The organism is Streptomyces sp. NPDC014882 (genome assembly GCF_043081325.1).
Classification (GTDB): domain Bacteria; phylum Actinomycetota; class Actinomycetes; order Streptomycetales; family Streptomycetaceae; genus Streptomyces.
In genome coordinates this window covers 1-17,356 of record NZ_JBIBWL010000018.1, presented here as the reverse complement: position 1 = coordinate 17,356, position 17,356 = coordinate 1, and the positions used below count along the sequence as shown (strand labels likewise).

Sequence of the window (17,356 nt, the reverse complement as noted above, 5' to 3'; positions counted from 1 at the left end):
CCCCTCGCGCGGGCCGGTGAACGGATCACTGCCCCGTTCGCCGGCCCCGGACACCCCTTGCCGGACACCCCTCGCCGGACGCCGCTCACGGGCTCGGCCCCCACCGCGGCTCCACGCGCGCGACGTGCGCCGCGGGTCGCGGTCCGGCCGCCTCCGCGTCCCGGTCGCGGCCCCGCGTCCCGGTCGCGCAGCGCCGGCCGGAGCGCCCGGCGCTCGCGCGAGGGGCCCGCGACCGCGTCCTTTCGCGCCGGGTCGCGCCGGGCCGCGCCGGGCCGCGCCGGACCGGGGCCCGCGCGGGGGATCCTGACGGACCGTCGGGGAGGAGGCGCGGCACCGGGTCGCCGGCACCGCGCGCGACGCCCCGGCGGAACCCGGCGGTCGCGGGGCGGGCCCGGCCCGGCGGCCGGTTCGCTCTCCGGCCGCCACGACGGCTCCGCCCGCCACGACGAAGGGACGGCCCCACCGGGGAGCCGTCCCTTTCCCGCCGCGGGCTACTTCTTGTCGAGCAGGTCCTGCACCTTCGCGCGGACCTCGTCCGTGGCCAGGCCGCGGATCGTCAGGGTCGTGCGGCGGCGCAGCACGTCGTCCTGCGTCTCGGCCCACTCGTGGTCCCGGGCGTACACGACCTGCGCCCAGATCTCCGGGGCGTCGGGGTGCACGCGCTCGCCCAGCTCCGGGTTCTCGTTCGCCATCCGGGCGATGTCGAAGGCCAGCGAACCGTAGTGCGTGGCCAGGTGCCTGGCGGTGTCGGCCGCCATGCGCGGTCCCGGCGCCGGGTGGTCGACGAGCAGCCGGTGGGCGACCGCGCGCGGGTTGGCGACGCCGGGCAGCGGCAGCTTCCTCGGCAGCGCGGAGACCGGCTCGAAGTCGTCACCGAGCGGGTGGCCCGGCAGCACCTGGAGCTTCTGCATGACCGTGCGTCCGATGTGCCGGAAGGTCGTCCACTTGCCGCCCGCGACCGACAGCATCCCGCCCCGGCCCTCGGTCACCACCGTCTCCCGCTTGGCCTTCGCGGTGTCGCCGGGACCGCCCGGCAGCACCCGCAGACCGGCGAACGCGTACGTGATCAGATCACGGTCGAGCTGCTGGTCGCGGATGGAGAAGGCGGCCTCGTCGAGTATCTGCGCGGTGTCCTTCTCGGTGACCGCGACGTCCGCCGGGTCGCCCTCGTAGACCTCGTCGGTCGTGCCGAGCAGCAGCATGTCCTCCCAGGGGAGGGCGAAGGTGATCCGGTACTTGTCGATGGGGGTCGCCAGCGCGGCCTTCCACGGGGACGTCCGCTTCAGGACCAGGTGCGCGCCCTTCGACAGCCGGATCGACGGCGCGGCGTCCGGGTCCTCCATGCGGCGCAGGTGGTCCACCCACGGCCCGGTCGCGTTGAGCACGAGCCGGGCGTTGACGCCGAACTCGTCGCCGGAGAGGCGGTCGCGCAGCTCGGCGCCCGTCACCCGGCCCTTGGTGAAGCGCAGCCCGGTCACCTCGGCGTGGTTGAGCACCACCGCGCCCGCCTCGACGGCCGCGCGCACCGTCATCAGCGCCATCCGGGCGTCGTTCATCTGGTCGTCGCCGTACACGGCCACGGCCTTGAGGTTGTCGGTGCGCAGCTCGGGCACGTCCTGCCGGGCCTTGGCCGGCGACAGCAGGTGACCCACGCCGTCGCCGAAGGCCGACAGCGCGGAGTAGGCGAACACGCCCGCCCCGAGCTTCGCCGCGCCGTGCGGCCCGCCCTTGTACACGGGGAGGTAGAACGTGAGCGGGTTCGCCAGGTGGGGGGCCACCTGGCGGGACACCGCACGGCGCTCGAAGTGGTTCTCCGCCACCAGCTTCACCGCGCCGGTCTGCAGGTAGCGCAGACCGCCGTGGAGCAGCTTGGAGGAGGCGGAGGACGTGGCGCCGGCGAAGTCGCCGGCATCGACCACCGCCACCCTGAGGCCGGACTGCGCGGCGTGCCAGGCGGTGGAGATGCCCAGGATGCCGCCGCCGATCACGAGGAGGTCGTACGACGCCTTGGCGAGCTGCTCCCGGGTCTCGGCGCGGCTCGGGTTCGAGCCGGAGGCCGGGCGCGTGCCGAGGGCAGGCACGGACTTCAGGGTGGAATCGGTGGTCATTGCGGTTCTTACTCCTCGTCAGTCTTCGTCGGCGATCCAGCCCATGGTCCGCTCGACGGCCTTGAGCCAGCTCTTGTACTCACGGTCGCGGGTCTCCGCGTCCATGCGGGGGGTCCACTCGGCGGCCCGGCGCCAGTTGGCGCGCAGGTCGTCGGTGCTCGTCCAGAAGCCGACGGCGAGGCCGGCGGCGTAGGCGGCGCCGAGGCAGGTCGTCTCGGCGACCATCGGACGCACGACCGGCGCGTCCAGGAAGTCCGAGAGGGTCTGCATCAGCAGGTTGTTGGAGGTCATGCCGCCGTCGACCTTGAGGGCCGCCAGCTCGACGCCGGAGTCCTTGGTCATGGCGTCGCTGATCTCACGGGTCTGCCAGGCGGTCGCCTCCAGGACGGCGCGCGCGAGGTGCGCCTTGGTGACGTACCGGGTGAGGCCGGCGATCACACCGCGGGCGTCGGGGCGCCAGTAGGGGGCGAACAGGCCGGAGAAGGCCGGCACGAAGTACGCGCCGCCGTTGTCCTCGACCGACAGCGCGAGGGTCTCGATCTCGGCGGCGGTGGAGATCAGGCCCATCTGGTCGCGCATCCACTGCACCAGTGAACCGGTGACGGCGATGGAGCCTTCCAGGGCGTAGACCGGCTTGGCGTCACCGATGCGGTAGCCGACGGTGGTCAGCAGGCCGGAGTACGAGTTGATGATCTTGTCACCGGTGTTCATCAGCATGAACGTGCCGGTGCCGTACGTCGACTTGGCCTCGCCCTCGGCGAAACAGGTCTGGCCGAACAGGGCCGCCTGCTGGTCGCCGAGCGCGGAGGCGACGGGGATGCCGCCGAGCAGGTCGCCCAGCTTGCCGCCGGTGATCTCGCCGTAGACCTCGGCGGAGGAACGGATCTCCGGGAGCATCGCCAGCGGGACGCCGATGGACTCGGCGATCTTCGGGTCCCACTCCAGGGTGTGCAGGTTCATCAGCATGGTGCGCGAGGCGTTGGTGACGTCGGTGACGTGCCGGCCGCCGTCGACGCCGCCGGTCAGGTTCCAGATGACCCAGCTGTCCATGGTGCCGAACAGGATGTCCCCGGCCTCGGCGCGCTCGCGCAGGCCCTCGACGTTGTCGAGCAGCCAGCGGGCCTTCGGGCCGGCGAAGTAGGAGGCCAGCGGCAGGCCCGTCTCGCGGCGGAAGCGGTCCTGGCCGACGTTGCGGCCCAGTTCGCGGCAGAGGGCGTCGGTGCGGGTGTCCTGCCAGACGATGGCGTTGTGGACGGGCTCACCGGTGTTCTTGTCCCACAGCAGCGTGGTCTCGCGCTGGTTGGTGATGCCGATGGCCTTGATGTCGTCGCGGGTGATGCCGGCCTTCGCGATGGCGGAGGCGACGACCTCCTCGACGTTGGCCCAGATCTCGGTGGCGTCGTGCTCGACCCAGCCCGGCTTGGGGAAGATCTGCTCGTGCTCCTTCTGGTCGACGGAGACGATCCGGCCGTCGCGGTCGAAGACGATGCAGCGCGAGGAGGTGGTGCCCTGGTCGATCGCGGCGATGAACGGGCCGGCGGTGTGGGCGTCGGTCACAGTGTGCTCCAGGAGGTTCCGTGGTTGAGGGGCGGTGCGTACGGCGCGCGCTCGGGGTGCGGCGTGAAGCTCATGTTCCTAAGCGAATGCGACGTTGTAGATACCCGCGGCGATCGCTCCGCCGATCAGCGGACCGACCACCGGGATCCAGGCGTAGCCCCAGTCGGAACCACCCTTGTTGGGCAGGGGCAGGAGGGCGTGCACGATGCGCGGACCGAGGTCACGGGCCGGGTTGATCGCGTAGCCGGTCGGGCCGCCGAGGGACAGGCCGATCGAGACGACCACGAGCGCGGTGATCAGCGCGCCCAGGTTGCCGAGGCCGTTGCCCTTGTCGTTCAGGCCCTGGGTGAGGACGGCGAGCACCAGCACGACGGTGCCGATGATCTCCGTGGCGAGGTTCTGCACCGCGTTGCGGATCTCCGGGCCCGTGGAGAAGACGCCGAGCACCGGACCGGCGCCCTTCTCCTGGGCCTCGACGGCCTTGGCCGCCGTGGCCTGCGCGCCCGGGCCGCCGACGATCTCCCGGTCGGTGAGGTGCGCGTGGAACTGGCCGTAGTAGGCGACCCACACCAGGGCCGCGCCGACGGCGGCACCGAGCAGCTGGCCGGCCCAGTAGGCCGGGACGTTGCTCCAGTCGCCGTCCTTGATCGCGAGCGCCAGGGTCACGGCCGGGTTCAGGTGGGCACCCGACAGCGGCGCCGAGGTGTAGACCGCCGTCAGAACGGCGAAACCCCACCCGAAGGTGATGGCGAGCCAGCCGGCGTTGCGGGCTTTGGAGGCCTTCAGCGTCACGGCGGCGCAGACTCCGCCGCCGAGCAGGATGAGTATGGCGGTACCGATGGTCTCGCCGATGAAGATGTCGGAGCTGGACACCCGCGACTCCTTTGTCCTTCGTCCAGGGGACCGAACCCCGGGTCCCTCCGGGAGTTCGAGCTGCCCTCGGGGTGAGAGCGATGTCGGCCCTTGGCGTCGTCACACTCTAACGCGTATTGCCGGTAAGTGTTCGACAATGCCGACCGATGGACGGGAGTCTCGCCCCGGTGTCGCAGGTGCGTCAAGAGTCCCGTTATCGAAAATACGATCGTTATTGATCGCGGGCGCCTATCGGTCCGGACGGCCCGCCCCCGGCCCGCCCGAGCCCCGCGGGCGCGACCGCCACGCCCGGAACGCCCCGCGCCGGGCGTCCGGAACGCCCCGCGCCGGACATGAGGAGGACCGGAACGCCGTCCCGACGTCCCGGTGTGCTCCCGCCCGGCTCTCAGAACCGCCCGGCGCCCAGGTCCCGCGACACGGCGCGGGCGCAGTCCCGTACGGCCGCGATCAGCTCGGGCCGCACCTCGCCGTCCCGGCACACGCGCTCCACGGCGCCGGTGATGCCGACCGCCCCCACCGGCATGCGCCGCCGGTCGTGGATGGGCGCGGCGATGGAGGCGACGCCCTCCCAGGTCTCCTCGACGTCCGCCGCGTACCCCCGCGCGCGCGTGAGGTCGAGGAGCTGCTCGAAGCCCTCCGCCCCGCACACCGTGCGCTCGGTGAACGGCTTGCGGTCGGCCTCCAGGGCCTCGCTGTGCGCGACCGGGTCGTACGCCGACAGCACCTTGCCCAGGGCCGTCGAGTGCAGCGGCTGCATGGCCCCGATCTCCAGGACCTGCCGGCTGTCGTCGGGCCGGAAGACGTGGTGCACGATCAGCACGCCCTGCTGGTGCAGCACCCCCAGGTGCACGCTCTCGCCGCTGGAACGGGCCAGGTCGTCCGTCCACACCAGGGCACGCGCGCGCAGCTCGTGCACGTCCAGGTAGGTGGTGCCCAGGCGCAGCAGCTCCGCGCCCAGCTGGTAGCGGCCGGAGGCCTCGTCCTGTTCGACGAAACCCTCGTGCTGGAGGGTGCGCAGGATGCCGTGGGCGGTGCCCTTGGCCAGGCCCAGCGCCGAGGCGATGTCCGACAGGCCCAGCCGCCGCTCGCCGCCCGCGAGCAGTCGCAGCATCGCGGCCGCCCTTTCGAGCGACTGGATGTTCCGTGCCATCGCCGTTCCGCCTCCGTCCCCTTCGGCCGTCCACGCGCAGCCGGTACTGCCGTCGTTCGGCATTGTCGAACATTACCGGTCCATGTCGACCTCCCGCTAATGGTCCGTCGACATCCCGTCACACCACGCGTTTCCGGCCGACTGACAGCAGGAGATCCCGGTCCGCCCCGTGGACGCCCTGACCATAAGCCCCCCGTCCCGGCTACCCTGGCCGCGAGCGCCCCGCACGGGAAGCTCCCCGACCCCTCCCGCGGGACGGTCCGGGGGGCGACCACGGGGCGCCGTGAAGCCGACAGCCGTCGCACCCGAGGGAGCCCTTACATGGCCTCTGTGCCGCCGACCCCTTCCGCCGACAGCCGGACCCGTGTGTCCGAGCTCCGCGAGGCCTTCGCCACCCGAGTGGTGGTGGCCGACGGAGCGATGGGCACGATGCTCCAGGCCCAGGACCCCACCCTGGAGGACTTCCAGAACCTCGAGGGCTGCAACGAGATCCTGAACGTCACCCGGCCCGACATCGTGCGCTCGGTGCACGAGGAGTACTTCGCCGCCGGAGTGGACTGCGTCGAGACGAACACCTTCGGCGCGAACTTCGCCGCCATGGCCGAGTACGACATCCCCGAGCGGGTCCACGAACTGTCCGAGGCGGGCGCCCGCATCGCCCGCGAGACGGCGGACTCCTTCGCCGCGCGCGACGGCCGCACCCGCTGGGTCCTCGGCTCGATCGGCCCCGGCACCAAGCTGCCCACGCTCGGGCACGTCGCCTACACCACCCTGCGCGACGCCTACCAGCAGAACGCCGAGGGACTCCTCGCCGGCGGCGCCGACGCCCTGATCGTCGAGACCACCCAGGACCTGCTCCAGACCAAGGCCGCCGTGCTCGGCGCCCAGCGCGCCCGCCGCAACGCCGGACTGGACGTGCCGCTCATCGTCTCCGTCACCGTGGAGACCACCGGCACCATGCTGCTCGGCTCCGAGATCGGCGCCGCCCTGACGGCCCTGGAACCGCTCGGCATCGACATGATCGGCATGAACTGCGCCACCGGCCCCGCCGAGATGAGCGAGCACCTGCGCCACCTGGCCCGCAACGCCCGCATCCCGCTCGCCTGCATGCCGAACGCGGGCCTGCCGGTGCTCGGCAAGGACGGCGCCAGCTACCCGCTCACGGCCCCCGAGCTCGCGGACGCCCAGGAGAACTTCGTCCGCGACTACGGCCTCTCCCTGGTCGGCGGCTGCTGCGGCACCACCCCCGAACACCTGCGCCAGGTCGTCGAGCGCGTCCGCGGCCTCGCCCCCGCCGAGCGCGACCCGCGCCCCGAACCCGGCGCCGCCTCGCTCTACCAGAACGTCCCCTTCCGCCAGGACACCGCCTACCTGGCCATCGGCGAGCGCACCAACGCCAACGGTTCCAAGAAGTTCCGCGAGGCCATGCTGGAGGGCCGCTGGGACGACTGCGTGGAGATCGCCCGCGAGCAGATCCGCGAGGGCGCCCACATGCTCGACCTGTGCGTGGACTACGTCGGCCGTGACGGCGTCGCCGACATGGAGGAACTGGCGGGCCGCCTCGCCACCGCCTCCACCCTGCCGATCGTGCTGGACTCCACCGAGGTCGAGGTCGTCAGGGCCGGTCTGGAGAAGCTCGGCGGCCGCGCGGTCATCAACTCCGTCAACTACGAGGACGGCGACGGCCCCGAGTCCCGCTTCGCCCGGGTCACCCGGCTGGCCCAGGAGCACGGCGCCGCGCTGATCGCCCTCACCATCGACGAGGAGGGCCAGGCCCGCACCCCCGAGAAGAAGGTCGAGATCGCCGAACGGCTCATCGACGACCTCACCGGGAACTGGGGCATCCGCGAGGAGGACATCCTCATCGACACCCTGACCTTCACCATCTGCACCGGTCAGGAGGAGTCCCGCAAGGACGGCGTCGCCACCATCGAGGCGATCCGCGAGCTCAAGCGCCGCCACCCCGACGTCCAGACCACCCTCGGCCTGTCGAACATCTCCTTCGGCCTCAACCCGGCCGCCCGCGTCCTGCTCAACTCCGTCTTCCTCGACGAGTGCGTCAAGGCCGGCCTGGACTCGGCGATCGTGCACGCGTCCAAGATCCTCCCGATCGCCCGCTTCACCGAGGAAGAGGTCACCACCGCCCTCGACCTCATCCACGACCGCCGCAGCGAGGGCTACGACCCCCTCCAGAAGCTCATGCAGCTGTTCGAGGGCGCCACCACCAAGTCCCTCAAGGCGGGCCGCGCCGAGGAACTGGCCGCCCTGCCGCTGGACGAGCGCCTCAAGCGCCGCATCATCGACGGCGAGCGCAACGGCCTGGAGGCCGACCTCGACGAGGCCCTCGAGAGCCGCCCCGCCCTGGAGATCGTCAACGAGACCCTCCTCGACGGCATGAAGGTCGTCGGCGAGCTGTTCGGCTCCGGCCAGATGCAGCTGCCGTTCGTCCTGCAGTCGGCCGAGGTCATGAAGACCGCCGTCGCCCACCTCGAACCCCACATGGAGAAGGTCGAGGGCGAGGAGGGCAAGGGCACCATCGTGCTGGCCACCGTCCGCGGCGACGTCCACGACATCGGCAAGAACCTCGTCGACATCATCCTGTCCAACAACGGCTACACCGTCGTCAACCTCGGCATCAAGCAGCCCGTCTCCGCGATCCTCGAGGCCGCCGAGGAGCACCGCGCCGACGTCATCGGCATGTCCGGGCTCCTGGTCAAGTCCACGGTGATCATGAAGGAGAACCTCCAGGAGCTCAACCAGCGCGGCCTGGCGGCGAACTACCCCGTCATCCTCGGCGGCGCCGCCCTGACCCGCTCCTACGTCGAGCAGGACCTGCACGAGGTCTACGAGGGCGAGGTCCGCTACGCCCGCGACGCCTTCGAGGGACTGCGCCTGATGGACGCGCTCATCGGCGTCAAGCGCGGCGTCCCCGGCGCCGCGCTGCCCGAACTCAGGCAGCGTCGCGTCCGCGCGAGCGCCACCGCCGTCGAGGTCGACGAACGCCCCGAGGAGGGGCACGTCCGCTCCGACGTCGCCACCGACAACCCCGTCCCCACCCCGCCGTTCTGGGACACCCGCGTCATCAAGGGCATCCAGCTCAAGGAGTACGCCTCCTGGCTCGACGAGGGCGCCCTGTTCAAGGGCCAGTGGGGCCTCAAGCAGGCCCGCACCGGCGACGGCCCGACGTACGAGGAACTCGTCGAGACCGAGGGCCGCCCCAGGCTGCGCGGACTGCTCGACAGGCTCCAGACCGAGAACCTGCTCGAAGCCGCCGTCGTCTACGGCTACTTCCCCTGCGTCTCCAAGGACGACGACCTGATCATCCTGGACGAACAGGGCAACGAGCGGACCCGCTTCACCTTCCCCCGCCAGCGCCGCGGCCGCCGGCTGTGCCTGGCGGACTTCTTCCGCCCGGAGGAGTCGGGCGAGACCGACGTGGTCGGCCTCCAGGTCGTCACCGTCGGCTCCCGCATCGGCGAGGAGACCGCCAAGCTCTTCGAGTCGAACTCCTACCGTGACTACCTCGAACTGCACGGTCTGTCCGTCCAGCTGGCGGAGGCCCTCGCCGAGTACTGGCACGCGCGCGTGCGCTCGGAGCTGGGATTCGCCGGCGAGGACCCGGCCGACGTCGAGGACATGTTCGCCCTCAAGTACCGCGGCGCCCGCTTCTCCCTCGGCTACGGCGCCTGCCCCGACCTGGAGGACCGCGCCAAGATCGCCGAGCTGCTGCGGCCCGAGCGGATCGGCGTCCACCTCTCCGAGGAGTTCCAGCTGCACCCCGAGCAGTCCACGGACGCCATCGTGATCCACCATCCGGAGGCGAAGTACTTCAACGCACGGTGAGGCACCGGACACCGACCGGCACACCTCCCCCCGCACATCGATCGGACGAGTCGTACACTGGTCGGTCCACTGCAGGCCGGTTCCCCCGCGGGAACCGGCCTGCTCGTCCCTCAAGGAGGTACGTGGATGACCAGCACGGTCCCCGCACTCGGAACCCGTACGGCCGAAGGCTCGGCCCTCCAGGCGGTGCTCCTCGACATGGACGGCACCCTGGTGGACACCGAGGGATTCTGGTGGGACGTCGAGGCCGAGGTCTTCGCCGGACTCGGCCACACCCTCGACGACTCCTGGCGCCACGTCGTGGTCGGCGGCCCCATGAGCCGCAGCGCCGGGTTCCTGATCGAGGCGACCGGCGCCGACATCACCCTCGCCGAGCTCAGCGTCCTGCTCAACGACGGCTTCGAGCGGCGCATCGGCCACGACCTGCCCCTGATGCCGGGAGCCGCCCGGCTGCTGACCGAACTGGCGGCGCACGAGGTCCCCACCGCCCTCGTCTCCGCCTCGCACCGACGCATCATCGACCGCGTCCTGACCACGCTGGGCCCCCAGCACTTCGCGCTGACGGTGGCCGGCGACGAGGTGACGCGCACCAAGCCGCACCCCGATCCCTACCTCCTCGCCGCCGTCGGCCTGGACGTGGACCCCACCCGGTGCGCCGTCGTCGAGGACACCGCGACCGGGGTCGCCGCGGCCGAGGCGGCGGGCTGCCACGTCGTCGCCGTACCCTCCGTGGCGCCCATCGCCCCGGCCCGCCGCCGGACCGTCGTCTCCTCGCTGGAACAGGTCGACCTGACATTCCTGCGCGGCCTGATGCCGCTCGAATGATCGCCGGGAAGTTCAACCGTGATCCCCGATGACGGAAATGCGAGAGCCGTTCACCCAGCGTGCACCGCCGATAGCGAGGGAACGAGGGGGCGAGGGAATTCCCTCCGTGCGCGCGGTGAATTCATCCCGCCACGGACGGCTGAATTCCGCTACGTGTGCCCGCTGCCGAATCTGTGAGCTTCGCCACGTCCGAGGGGCTCGACAGGGCCGTGCTGGTATGTAGTGCACCCCCGTACGGGGGGTGCGGGCGTGTCCTTGTGTCCCGATTCATAGGACACTGCACGAATCATTCCGCTGTCGGGTTTTCGGTGCGTCCACGCCCGGTTTCGCTCCGTGATGAGCTTTCCGCTCCCGTGGCCGTGAACCCTCGTGCAGGCGCGGACTAATCTCGTCGCGAGAACCTCGCCCCATACCCCCGTGATCCGCCGCGACACCCCTGCATGCCGGGTACACGGACCTGACAGCTCTGGAGAAACTCGAGCATGAACCGCAAGACTTTGGTGCTGCCGGCCGTGGCAGGTCTGCTCGCGCCCGTGCTCGCCGCCTGTGGCGGGTCCGACAGCGGCAGCGGCAGCGGCGACGCCATCGTCGTCGGCACCACCGACCGGTTCACCGCCACCAAGGACGCCCCGGCGCCCCTCGACCCGGCGTACTCCTACGACGTCGGCACCTGGAACATCCTGCGCCAGACCGTGCAGACCCTGATGATCCAGCCCAAGGGGGAGGGCGACCCCGTCCCCGAGGCCGCCGAGAGCTGCGGTTTCACCGACACCGGCAACGAGCGCTACGCCTGCAAGCTCCGCAAGGACCTGAAGTTCGCCAACGGCGACGCCGTCACCGCCGAGGACGTCAAGTTCTCCATCGACCGGGCCCGCGCCATCAAGGCCGACTCCGGCGTCTTCGCCCTGCTGTCGACCGTCGACACCGTCGAGGCCAAGGGTGACAACGAAGTCATCTTCCACCTCAACACCGCCGACGCCACCTTCCCGTTCAAGCTGTCGACCCCGGTCGCCGGCATCGTCAACCCCGACGACTACGACAAGGGCAAGCTGCGCGACGGCTTCGAGGTCGACGGCTCCGGCCCGTACACCCTCAAGGCCAAGACCGACGGCGACGAGATGACCCGCGCCGTCTTCACCAAGAACCCCAACTACAAGGGGGCCCTCGAGGTGAAGAACGACAAGGTCGAGATGGTCTCCTTCGCGGACGCCGAGGAGATGGGCACCGCCATCGACAAGGGCGACATCGACGTGATGACCCGCACCATGTCGCCCGAGCAGATCCAGAAGCTCTCCGACGCCTCCTCCGACAGCAGCGTCGACATCGTCGAACTGGCCGGCCTCGAGATCCGCTACCTCGCCTTCAACACCACCGCCCCGACGGTGAAGGACAAGGCGGTCCGCCAGGCCATGGCCCAGATCGTCGACCGCGGCGAACTCGTCACCGACGTGTACGGCTCCCAGGCCGAGCCCCTCTACTCGCTGGTCCCGGCCTCCGTCACCGGCCACTCCAACTCGTTCTTCAACAAGTACGGCGACGCCAACGTCGGCAAGGCCAAGAACCTGCTGTCCAAGGCCGACATCACCACCCCGGTGAAGCTGACGCTGCACTACACGACCGACCACTACGGTCCCGCCACGAAGAAGGAGTTCGAGCTGCTGAAGAAGCAGCTCGACGACAGCGGCCTGTTCGACGTCTCCATCGAGGGCACCGCCTGGGACACCTTCGTCCCGGCCGAGCGCAAGGGCGAGTACGACGTCTGGGGCATGGGCTGGTTCCCCGACTTCGCCGACGGCGACAGCTACATCGCGCCGTTCCTCGACAAGGACAACTTCCTCAAGTCGCCGTACCAGAACCGCGAGGTCATCGACAAGCTCATCCCCGAGTCCCGCCGCGAGGCCGACCGCCTGTCCGCCGGCAAGACGCTGACGGAGATTCAGGACATCGTCGCCGAGGACGTCCCGATCCTGCCGCTGTGGCAGGGCAAGCAGTACGTCGCCTCCCGCGACGACGTCACGGGCACCGCCTACGTCCTGAACTCCTCCGCCACCCTCCAGCTGTGGGAGCTGTCCCGCGGCGTCAGCGGCTGACGGACCCTCCCCGCGGGGCCGTGCACCACGGCCCCGCGAGCACCGACACGGCGGCGAGAGCGACCCGCACGTGAACCCGCGCGACCGGTGGCCGGTCCCGTCCGCCGTGACGGGGCCGGCCACCGGCCTGTCGGGCACGGCCACCGGCCTGTCGGGCACGGCCACCGGCCTGCCGGACACCGCAGGAGGACCGGCCGCACCGTCGCCGGCGCCCCGGCCGGACGGCCCCCACGAACGCGGAGGGCGCCCCTTGTCAGGAAGGGACGCCCTCCGTGCCGTACCGGGGCGGGACCGGCGCTACTGCGCCCCGGGACGCACCAGTCCGCTCTCGTAGGCGTACACCGCGGCCTGCACCCGGTCGCGCAGGCCCAGCTTGGTCAGCACGTGCCCGACGTGCGTCTTCACGGTCGTCTCGCTGACGAACAGGTCCGCGGCGATCTCCGCGTTCGACAGACCCCGCGCCACCAGCTTGAGCACCTCGACCTCGCGGTCGGTGAGCGTGTGCAGCGTGTCCGGCACCGGCTCGTCGCCCGAGGGCAGATGCGTGGCGTACTTGTCGAGCAGCCGCCGGGTGATGCTCGGCGCCAGCATCGCCTCGCCGGCCGCCACCACCCGGATCGCCTGCACCAGCTCGTTGGCGGGCGCGTCCTTGAGCAGGAACCCGCTCGCCCCGGCGCGCAGCGCCTCCACCACGTACTCGTCGAGGTCGAACGTCGTCAGCACCAGCACCTTCGCGGGCCCGTCCCGGTCCGGCCCGGTGATCTGCCGCGTCGCCTCCACCCCGTCCATGCGGGGCATGCGGATGTCCATCAGAACCACATCGGGCTGCAGGGCCCGCACCTGGTCGAGGGCCTGGAGGCCGTCGCCGGCCTCACCGACCACCGCGATGTCCTGCTCCGCCTCCAGAATCATCCGGAAGCCGGTACGCAGCAGCGGCTGGTCGTCGACCAGTAGGACGCGGATGGCCACGTAAGTCTCCTTCGGTAGTCCGGCCCCATTCTGCCCTGCGCGACAACGCCGGACCCGGCCGCCCTCACCGACGCCCTACGCCGGAGCGCTCCCCCCGCCCCCGTCCGCGGAAGCCCCCGCCGGCCGCACCGGCAGCGGATACGGCGGGGGAGTGCCGCCGAACTCCGGACAGTGCGCCTGGTGATCGCACCACCCGCACAGCTTCGTCGGACGCGGCCGCCAGTCACCCGTCTCCGTCGCCAGCCGGATCGCCTCCCACAGCGCGAGCAGCTTGCGCTCGACCCCCTCCAGATCGGCCCGCACCGGGTCGTACGTCAGCACGTCACCACTGCCCAGGTACACCAGCTGGAGCCGCCGGGGGATCACGTTCTTCAGCCGCCACACCACCAGCGCGTAGAACTTCATCTGGAACAGCGCGCCCTCGGCGTACTCGGGCCGGGGCGCCTTGCCCGTCTTGTAGTCGACGATCCGCACCTCACCGGTGGGGGCCACGTCGACCCGGTCGATGATCCCGCGCAGCCTCAGCCCCGACTCCAGCTCGGTCTCCACGAACAGCTCCCGCTCGGCGGGCTCCAGCCGCGTCGGGTCCTCCAGCGTGAACCACCGCTCCACCAGCCGCTCGGCCTCGGCCAGCCAGCCGGCCAGCCGCTCGCCCTCGGGATCGTCCGCGAACAGCTCCATGAGCTCCGGCCGGGACTCACGCAGCCGGTCCCACTGGCCGGGGACCAGCGACCTGGCCCGCGGCGCGGTCCGCTCCGCGGCCGGCGCGTCGAACAGACGCTCCAGCACCGCGTGCACCAGCGTGCCCCTGGTGGCCGCCGCGCTCGGCTTCTCCGGCAGCCGGTCGATCACCCGGAACCGGTACAGCAGCGGACACTGCATGAAGTCACCGGCGCGCGACGGCGACAGCGAGGCGGGCGCCGCCGGGACGACGGCCTTCCCCCCGGCGGCCCGCACCGACCCCGCGGCCGTCTCCCCGGCCGCCACCCCCGGCGGGCCCCCCACGCCGTCCTCGTCGCCGGACCGGGCGACACCCTCGCTGCTGCTCTCCATGCCACAGACCTTACGGCCCGCCACCGACAGTGACCCCACACCGCCCACGGCAGGGGCGACGGCCGTGGAAACGCAGGGGTGCCGGAGCCGAACGCGCCCCGACGGACGCATACCATCGATCCCAGACCCTCCCGCCCGGCAGGAGCGGGAGTCGCAACCAACGAGGGGACACCGTGGTGGAAAGCGGCGGGAGCGGGCGGCCGCGGCCGGACAGCGAAGAGTCGGCCGAGCACCACGTGACACCTGCGCCCCCGGCCGCCGCCGAGGAAACCCCCGCCGAGGCCGGCGACACCTTCGCGGAGCACGGGGCCGGCCCCGCGAAAGACGCGAAGGGGACGGCGCGCGAGACGGCCCGCGAGGACCGGCAGGACCGCGAGCCGCAGGAGGACCGCGAGCCCCAGGAGGAGCGGGAGACCCGGCGCGCCGGGACGGACCGGCAGGCGACCGAACCGGCCGCCACGGAACCGGCCGCCACGGAACCGGCCGCCACCGAGCAGGCCGCAAACACCGGGACGCAGCCCGGAAGCGCCCCGACCCCGGCCCCGACGGCCCGCAGGACCCCGGAGAGCCACGACCTCCACGACCTCCACCCGGACCGCCCCCACGCCCACAGCACCCCCGCCCTCGGCGACGCCCCCGCCCCCGCCAAGGGCCGCCGCCCCCCGCGCCCCCCGGAGTCCCGCGGCGGCCTGCTGATGGGACGCCCCTTCGGCGTCCCCGTCTACGTGGCCCCCAGCTGGTTCCTGGTCGCCGCACTGATCACCTGGGTGTTCGGCGGCCAGCTCGACCGCGTGCTGCCCGAGCTCGGCGCCGCCCGCTACCTCGTCGCCCTCTTCTTCGCGGTCGCCTTCTACGCCTCCGTCCTCGTCCACGAACTGGCGCACACCGTCGCCGCCCTCCGCTTCAAACTCCCGGTCCGCCGCATCCAGCTCCAGTTCTTCGGCGGCGTCTCCGAGATCGAGAAGGAGGCCGAGACCCCCGGCCGCGAGTTCGTCCTGGCCTTCGTCGGCCCCCTGCTCTCCCTGGCGCTCGCCGGCCTCTTCCACCTCGCCATGCAGACCGTGGAGCCCGGCACCGTCCCCGGCGTCCTGCTGGCCGGACTGATGGTCTCCAACCTCATCGTCGCCGTCTTCAACCTCCTGCCCGGACTCCCGCTCGACGGCGGCCGCATGCTCCGCGCCGTCGTCTGGAAGATCACCGGCAAGCCCATGACCGGCACCGTCGCCGCCGCCTGGGTCGGCCGCGCCCTCGCCGTCTCCGTCCTGATCGGACTCCCGCTCCTCACCCAGTCCGGGGCGCTCGGCTCCCAGGCCGAGGACAGCGTCGGCATGGACACCGTCCTGGACGCCCTGCTCGCCGCCATCCTCGCCGCCATCATCTGGACCGGCGCCGGCAACAGCCTGCGCATGGCCCGCCTGCGCGAGCACCTCCCCGAACTGCGCGCCCGCAAGCTGACCCGCCGCGCGGTCCCGGTCGAGACGAACACCCCGCTCTCCGAGGCACTGCGCCGCGCCAACGACGCGGGCGCCCGCGCCCTGGTCGTCGTCGACGCCCACGGCGAGCCCCTCTCCCTGGTCCGCGAGGCCGCCATCGTCGGCGTACCCGAACACCGCCGCCCCTGGGTCGCCGTCAGCGACCTCGCCCAGGACCTCACCGAGGGCATGCGGGTCTCCGCCGAACTCGCCGGCGAAGACCTCCTGGACACCCTGCGCGCCACCCCCGCCACCGAGTACCTGGTGGTCGAGGAGACCGGCGAGATCTACGGCGTCCTCTCCGCGGCCGACGTGGAGCGCGCCTTCGTCAAGGCCATGGCCAGGCCCTCCTGACGGCCCCCGGTGGTCGGGGACCCCCGCGAATCCCGGTAGGCTGTTCACATGTCCGAACCGACCGGTGCCGCCCGCAGGCGCGGGCCCTTCAAGGTCGGGGACCAGGTTCAGCTGACCGACCCCAAGGGCCGCCACTACACGTTCACGCTCGAGGCCGGGAAGAATTTCCACACCCACAAGGGTTCCTTCCCGCACGACGAACTGATCGGTGCTCCCGAGGGCAGCGTCGTCCGCACCACCGGGAACGTCGCCTACCTCGCGCTGCGCCCCCTGCTCCCCGACTACGTCCTGTCCATGCCCCGCGGCGCCGCCGTGGTCTACCCCAAGGACGCGGGGCAGATCCTCGCCTTCGCCGATATCTTCCCCGGCGCGCGCGTCGTCGAGGCCGGCGTCGGCTCCGGCTCGCTCAGCAGCTTCCTGCTGCGCGCCATCGGCGACCAGGGCATGCTGCACAGCTACGAACGCCGCGAGGACTTCGCGGACATCGCCCGGCAGAACGTGGAACGCTACTTCGGCGGCCCGCACCCCGCCTGGCAGCTCACCGTCGGCGACCTCCAGGACAACCTGAGCGACACCGACGTGGACCGCGTCATCCTCGACATGCTCGCCCCCTGGGAATGCCTCGAGGCCGTCTCCAAGGCACTCGTCCCCGGCGGCATCCTGTGCTGCTACGTCGCCACCACCACCCAGCTCGCCCGGACCGTCGAGTCCATCCGCGAGATCGGCTCCTTCAACGAGCCGACCTCCTGGGAGACGATGATCCGCAACTGGCACGTCGAGGGCCTGGCCGTCCGCCCCGACCACCGCATGATCGGCCACACCGGCTTCCTCCTCACCGCCCGCCGCCTGGCCGACGGCGTCGAGCCGCCGATGCGCCGCCGCCGCCCCGCCAAGGGCGCCTACGGCGAGGACTACACCGGCCCCAACGCCGACGCGGGCACCCGCTAACCGCCCCTAGGGCGTGTCTGGCAATTGGCGTCGGATCAGCGCGCGGCGTCTGGTGCGGTGCATCGCAAGGCGGAGGGTCGCCCGTGTACTGGGTGTACTCGGGTGATCCGACAA

General features: G+C 71.7%; 11 protein-coding genes. 5 read left to right on the top strand and 6 right to left on the bottom strand.

Features of this window, described 5'->3' with window-relative positions; genetic code table 11:
- Positions 1-491: 491 nt before the first annotated feature.
- The 4 genes from ACF09K_RS30365 to ACF09K_RS30350 form a co-directional block, all read right to left on the bottom strand.
- Complete coding sequence (locus ACF09K_RS30365) at positions 492-2,108, bottom strand: FAD-dependent oxidoreductase (protein ID WP_392248525.1); 1,617 nt, start codon at positions 2,106-2,108, stop codon at positions 492-494.
- 18 nt (positions 2,109-2,126) lie between these two features.
- Positions 2,127-3,665: a glycerol kinase GlpK gene (gene glpK, locus ACF09K_RS30360; RefSeq protein WP_392248524.1), complete on the bottom strand. Its 1,539-nt coding sequence runs from the start codon at positions 3,663-3,665 to the stop codon at positions 2,127-2,129.
- A gap of 78 nt (positions 3,666-3,743) precedes the next feature.
- On the bottom strand, positions 3,744-4,538 hold the full coding sequence (locus ACF09K_RS30355; RefSeq protein ID WP_392248523.1) for an MIP/aquaporin family protein: 795 nt from the start codon (positions 4,536-4,538) through the stop codon (positions 3,744-3,746).
- 385 nt (positions 4,539-4,923) lie between these two features.
- Positions 4,924-5,688, bottom strand: coding sequence for an IclR family transcriptional regulator (locus ACF09K_RS30350; protein WP_392248522.1), 765 nt, complete (start codon positions 5,686-5,688; stop codon positions 4,924-4,926).
- Between the two features lie 321 nt (positions 5,689-6,009).
- Here ACF09K_RS30350 and metH point away from each other — a divergent pair, with 321 nt between their 5' ends.
- The 3 genes from metH (at position 6,010) to ACF09K_RS30335 (ending at position 12,446) form a co-directional block, all read left to right on the top strand.
- The gene (metH, locus tag ACF09K_RS30345) at positions 6,010-9,531 is read left to right on the top strand and encodes a methionine synthase (RefSeq protein ID WP_392248521.1); all 3,522 of its coding nucleotides are present in this window, start codon (positions 6,010-6,012) and stop codon (positions 9,529-9,531) included.
- Between the two features lie 126 nt (positions 9,532-9,657).
- Positions 9,658-10,356 (top strand): HAD family hydrolase, encoded by a 699-nt coding sequence (locus ACF09K_RS30340; protein ID WP_392248520.1) that lies wholly within the window; start codon positions 9,658-9,660, stop codon positions 10,354-10,356.
- 482 nt (positions 10,357-10,838) lie between these two features.
- Complete coding sequence (locus tag ACF09K_RS30335) at positions 10,839-12,446, top strand: ABC transporter substrate-binding protein (protein WP_392248519.1); 1,608 nt, start codon at positions 10,839-10,841, stop codon at positions 12,444-12,446.
- Positions 12,447-12,743: 297 nt separating this feature from the next.
- On the opposite strand, the gene ACF09K_RS30330 is transcribed toward ACF09K_RS30335, so the two are convergent.
- Both ACF09K_RS30330 and ACF09K_RS30325 read right to left on the bottom strand, forming a co-directional pair.
- Positions 12,744-13,415: a response regulator gene (locus ACF09K_RS30330; protein WP_392248518.1), complete on the bottom strand. Its 672-nt coding sequence runs from the start codon at positions 13,413-13,415 to the stop codon at positions 12,744-12,746.
- Between the two features lie 75 nt (positions 13,416-13,490).
- Positions 13,491-14,468 carry a RecB family exonuclease gene (locus tag ACF09K_RS30325; protein ID WP_392248517.1) on the bottom strand — a complete coding sequence of 326 codons (978 nt, stop codon included), beginning with the start codon at positions 14,466-14,468 and terminating at the stop codon, positions 13,491-13,493.
- Between the two features lie 236 nt (positions 14,469-14,704).
- Between ACF09K_RS30325 and ACF09K_RS30320 the strand changes: the two genes are divergently transcribed.
- Together ACF09K_RS30320 and ACF09K_RS30315 are read left to right on the top strand one after the other, a co-directional pair.
- Positions 14,705-16,294 carry a site-2 protease family protein gene (locus ACF09K_RS30320; RefSeq protein WP_392248516.1) on the top strand — a complete coding sequence of 530 codons (1,590 nt, stop codon included), beginning with the start codon at positions 14,705-14,707 and terminating at the stop codon, positions 16,292-16,294.
- A gap of 48 nt (positions 16,295-16,342) precedes the next feature.
- Positions 16,343-17,242 carry a tRNA (adenine-N1)-methyltransferase gene (locus tag ACF09K_RS30315; RefSeq protein ID WP_392248515.1) on the top strand — a complete coding sequence of 300 codons (900 nt, stop codon included), beginning with the start codon at positions 16,343-16,345 and terminating at the stop codon, positions 17,240-17,242.
- Positions 17,243-17,356 lie beyond the last annotated feature (114 nt).

Excerpts from the sequence above, each read along its gene's own strand:
- metH (WP_392248521.1), top strand. The coding sequence starts at position 6,010 with ATGGCCTCTGTGCCGCCGACCCCTTCCGCCGACAGCCGGACCCGTGTG.
- ACF09K_RS30315 (WP_392248515.1), top strand. The coding sequence starts at position 16,343 with ATGTCCGAACCGACCGGTGCCGCCCGCAGGCGCGGGCCCTTCAAGGTC.
- ACF09K_RS30350 (WP_392248522.1), bottom strand. The coding sequence starts at position 5,688 with ATGGCACGGAACATCCAGTCGCTCGAAAGGGCGGCCGCGATGCTGCGA.
- ACF09K_RS30365 (WP_392248525.1), bottom strand. The coding sequence starts at position 2,108 with ATGACCACCGATTCCACCCTGAAGTCCGTGCCTGCCCTCGGCACGCGC.
- ACF09K_RS30335 (WP_392248519.1), top strand. The coding sequence starts at position 10,839 with ATGAACCGCAAGACTTTGGTGCTGCCGGCCGTGGCAGGTCTGCTCGCG.
- ACF09K_RS30325 (WP_392248517.1), bottom strand. The coding sequence starts at position 14,468 with ATGGAGAGCAGCAGCGAGGGTGTCGCCCGGTCCGGCGACGAGGACGGC.
- ACF09K_RS30340 (WP_392248520.1), top strand. The coding sequence starts at position 9,658 with ATGACCAGCACGGTCCCCGCACTCGGAACCCGTACGGCCGAAGGCTCG.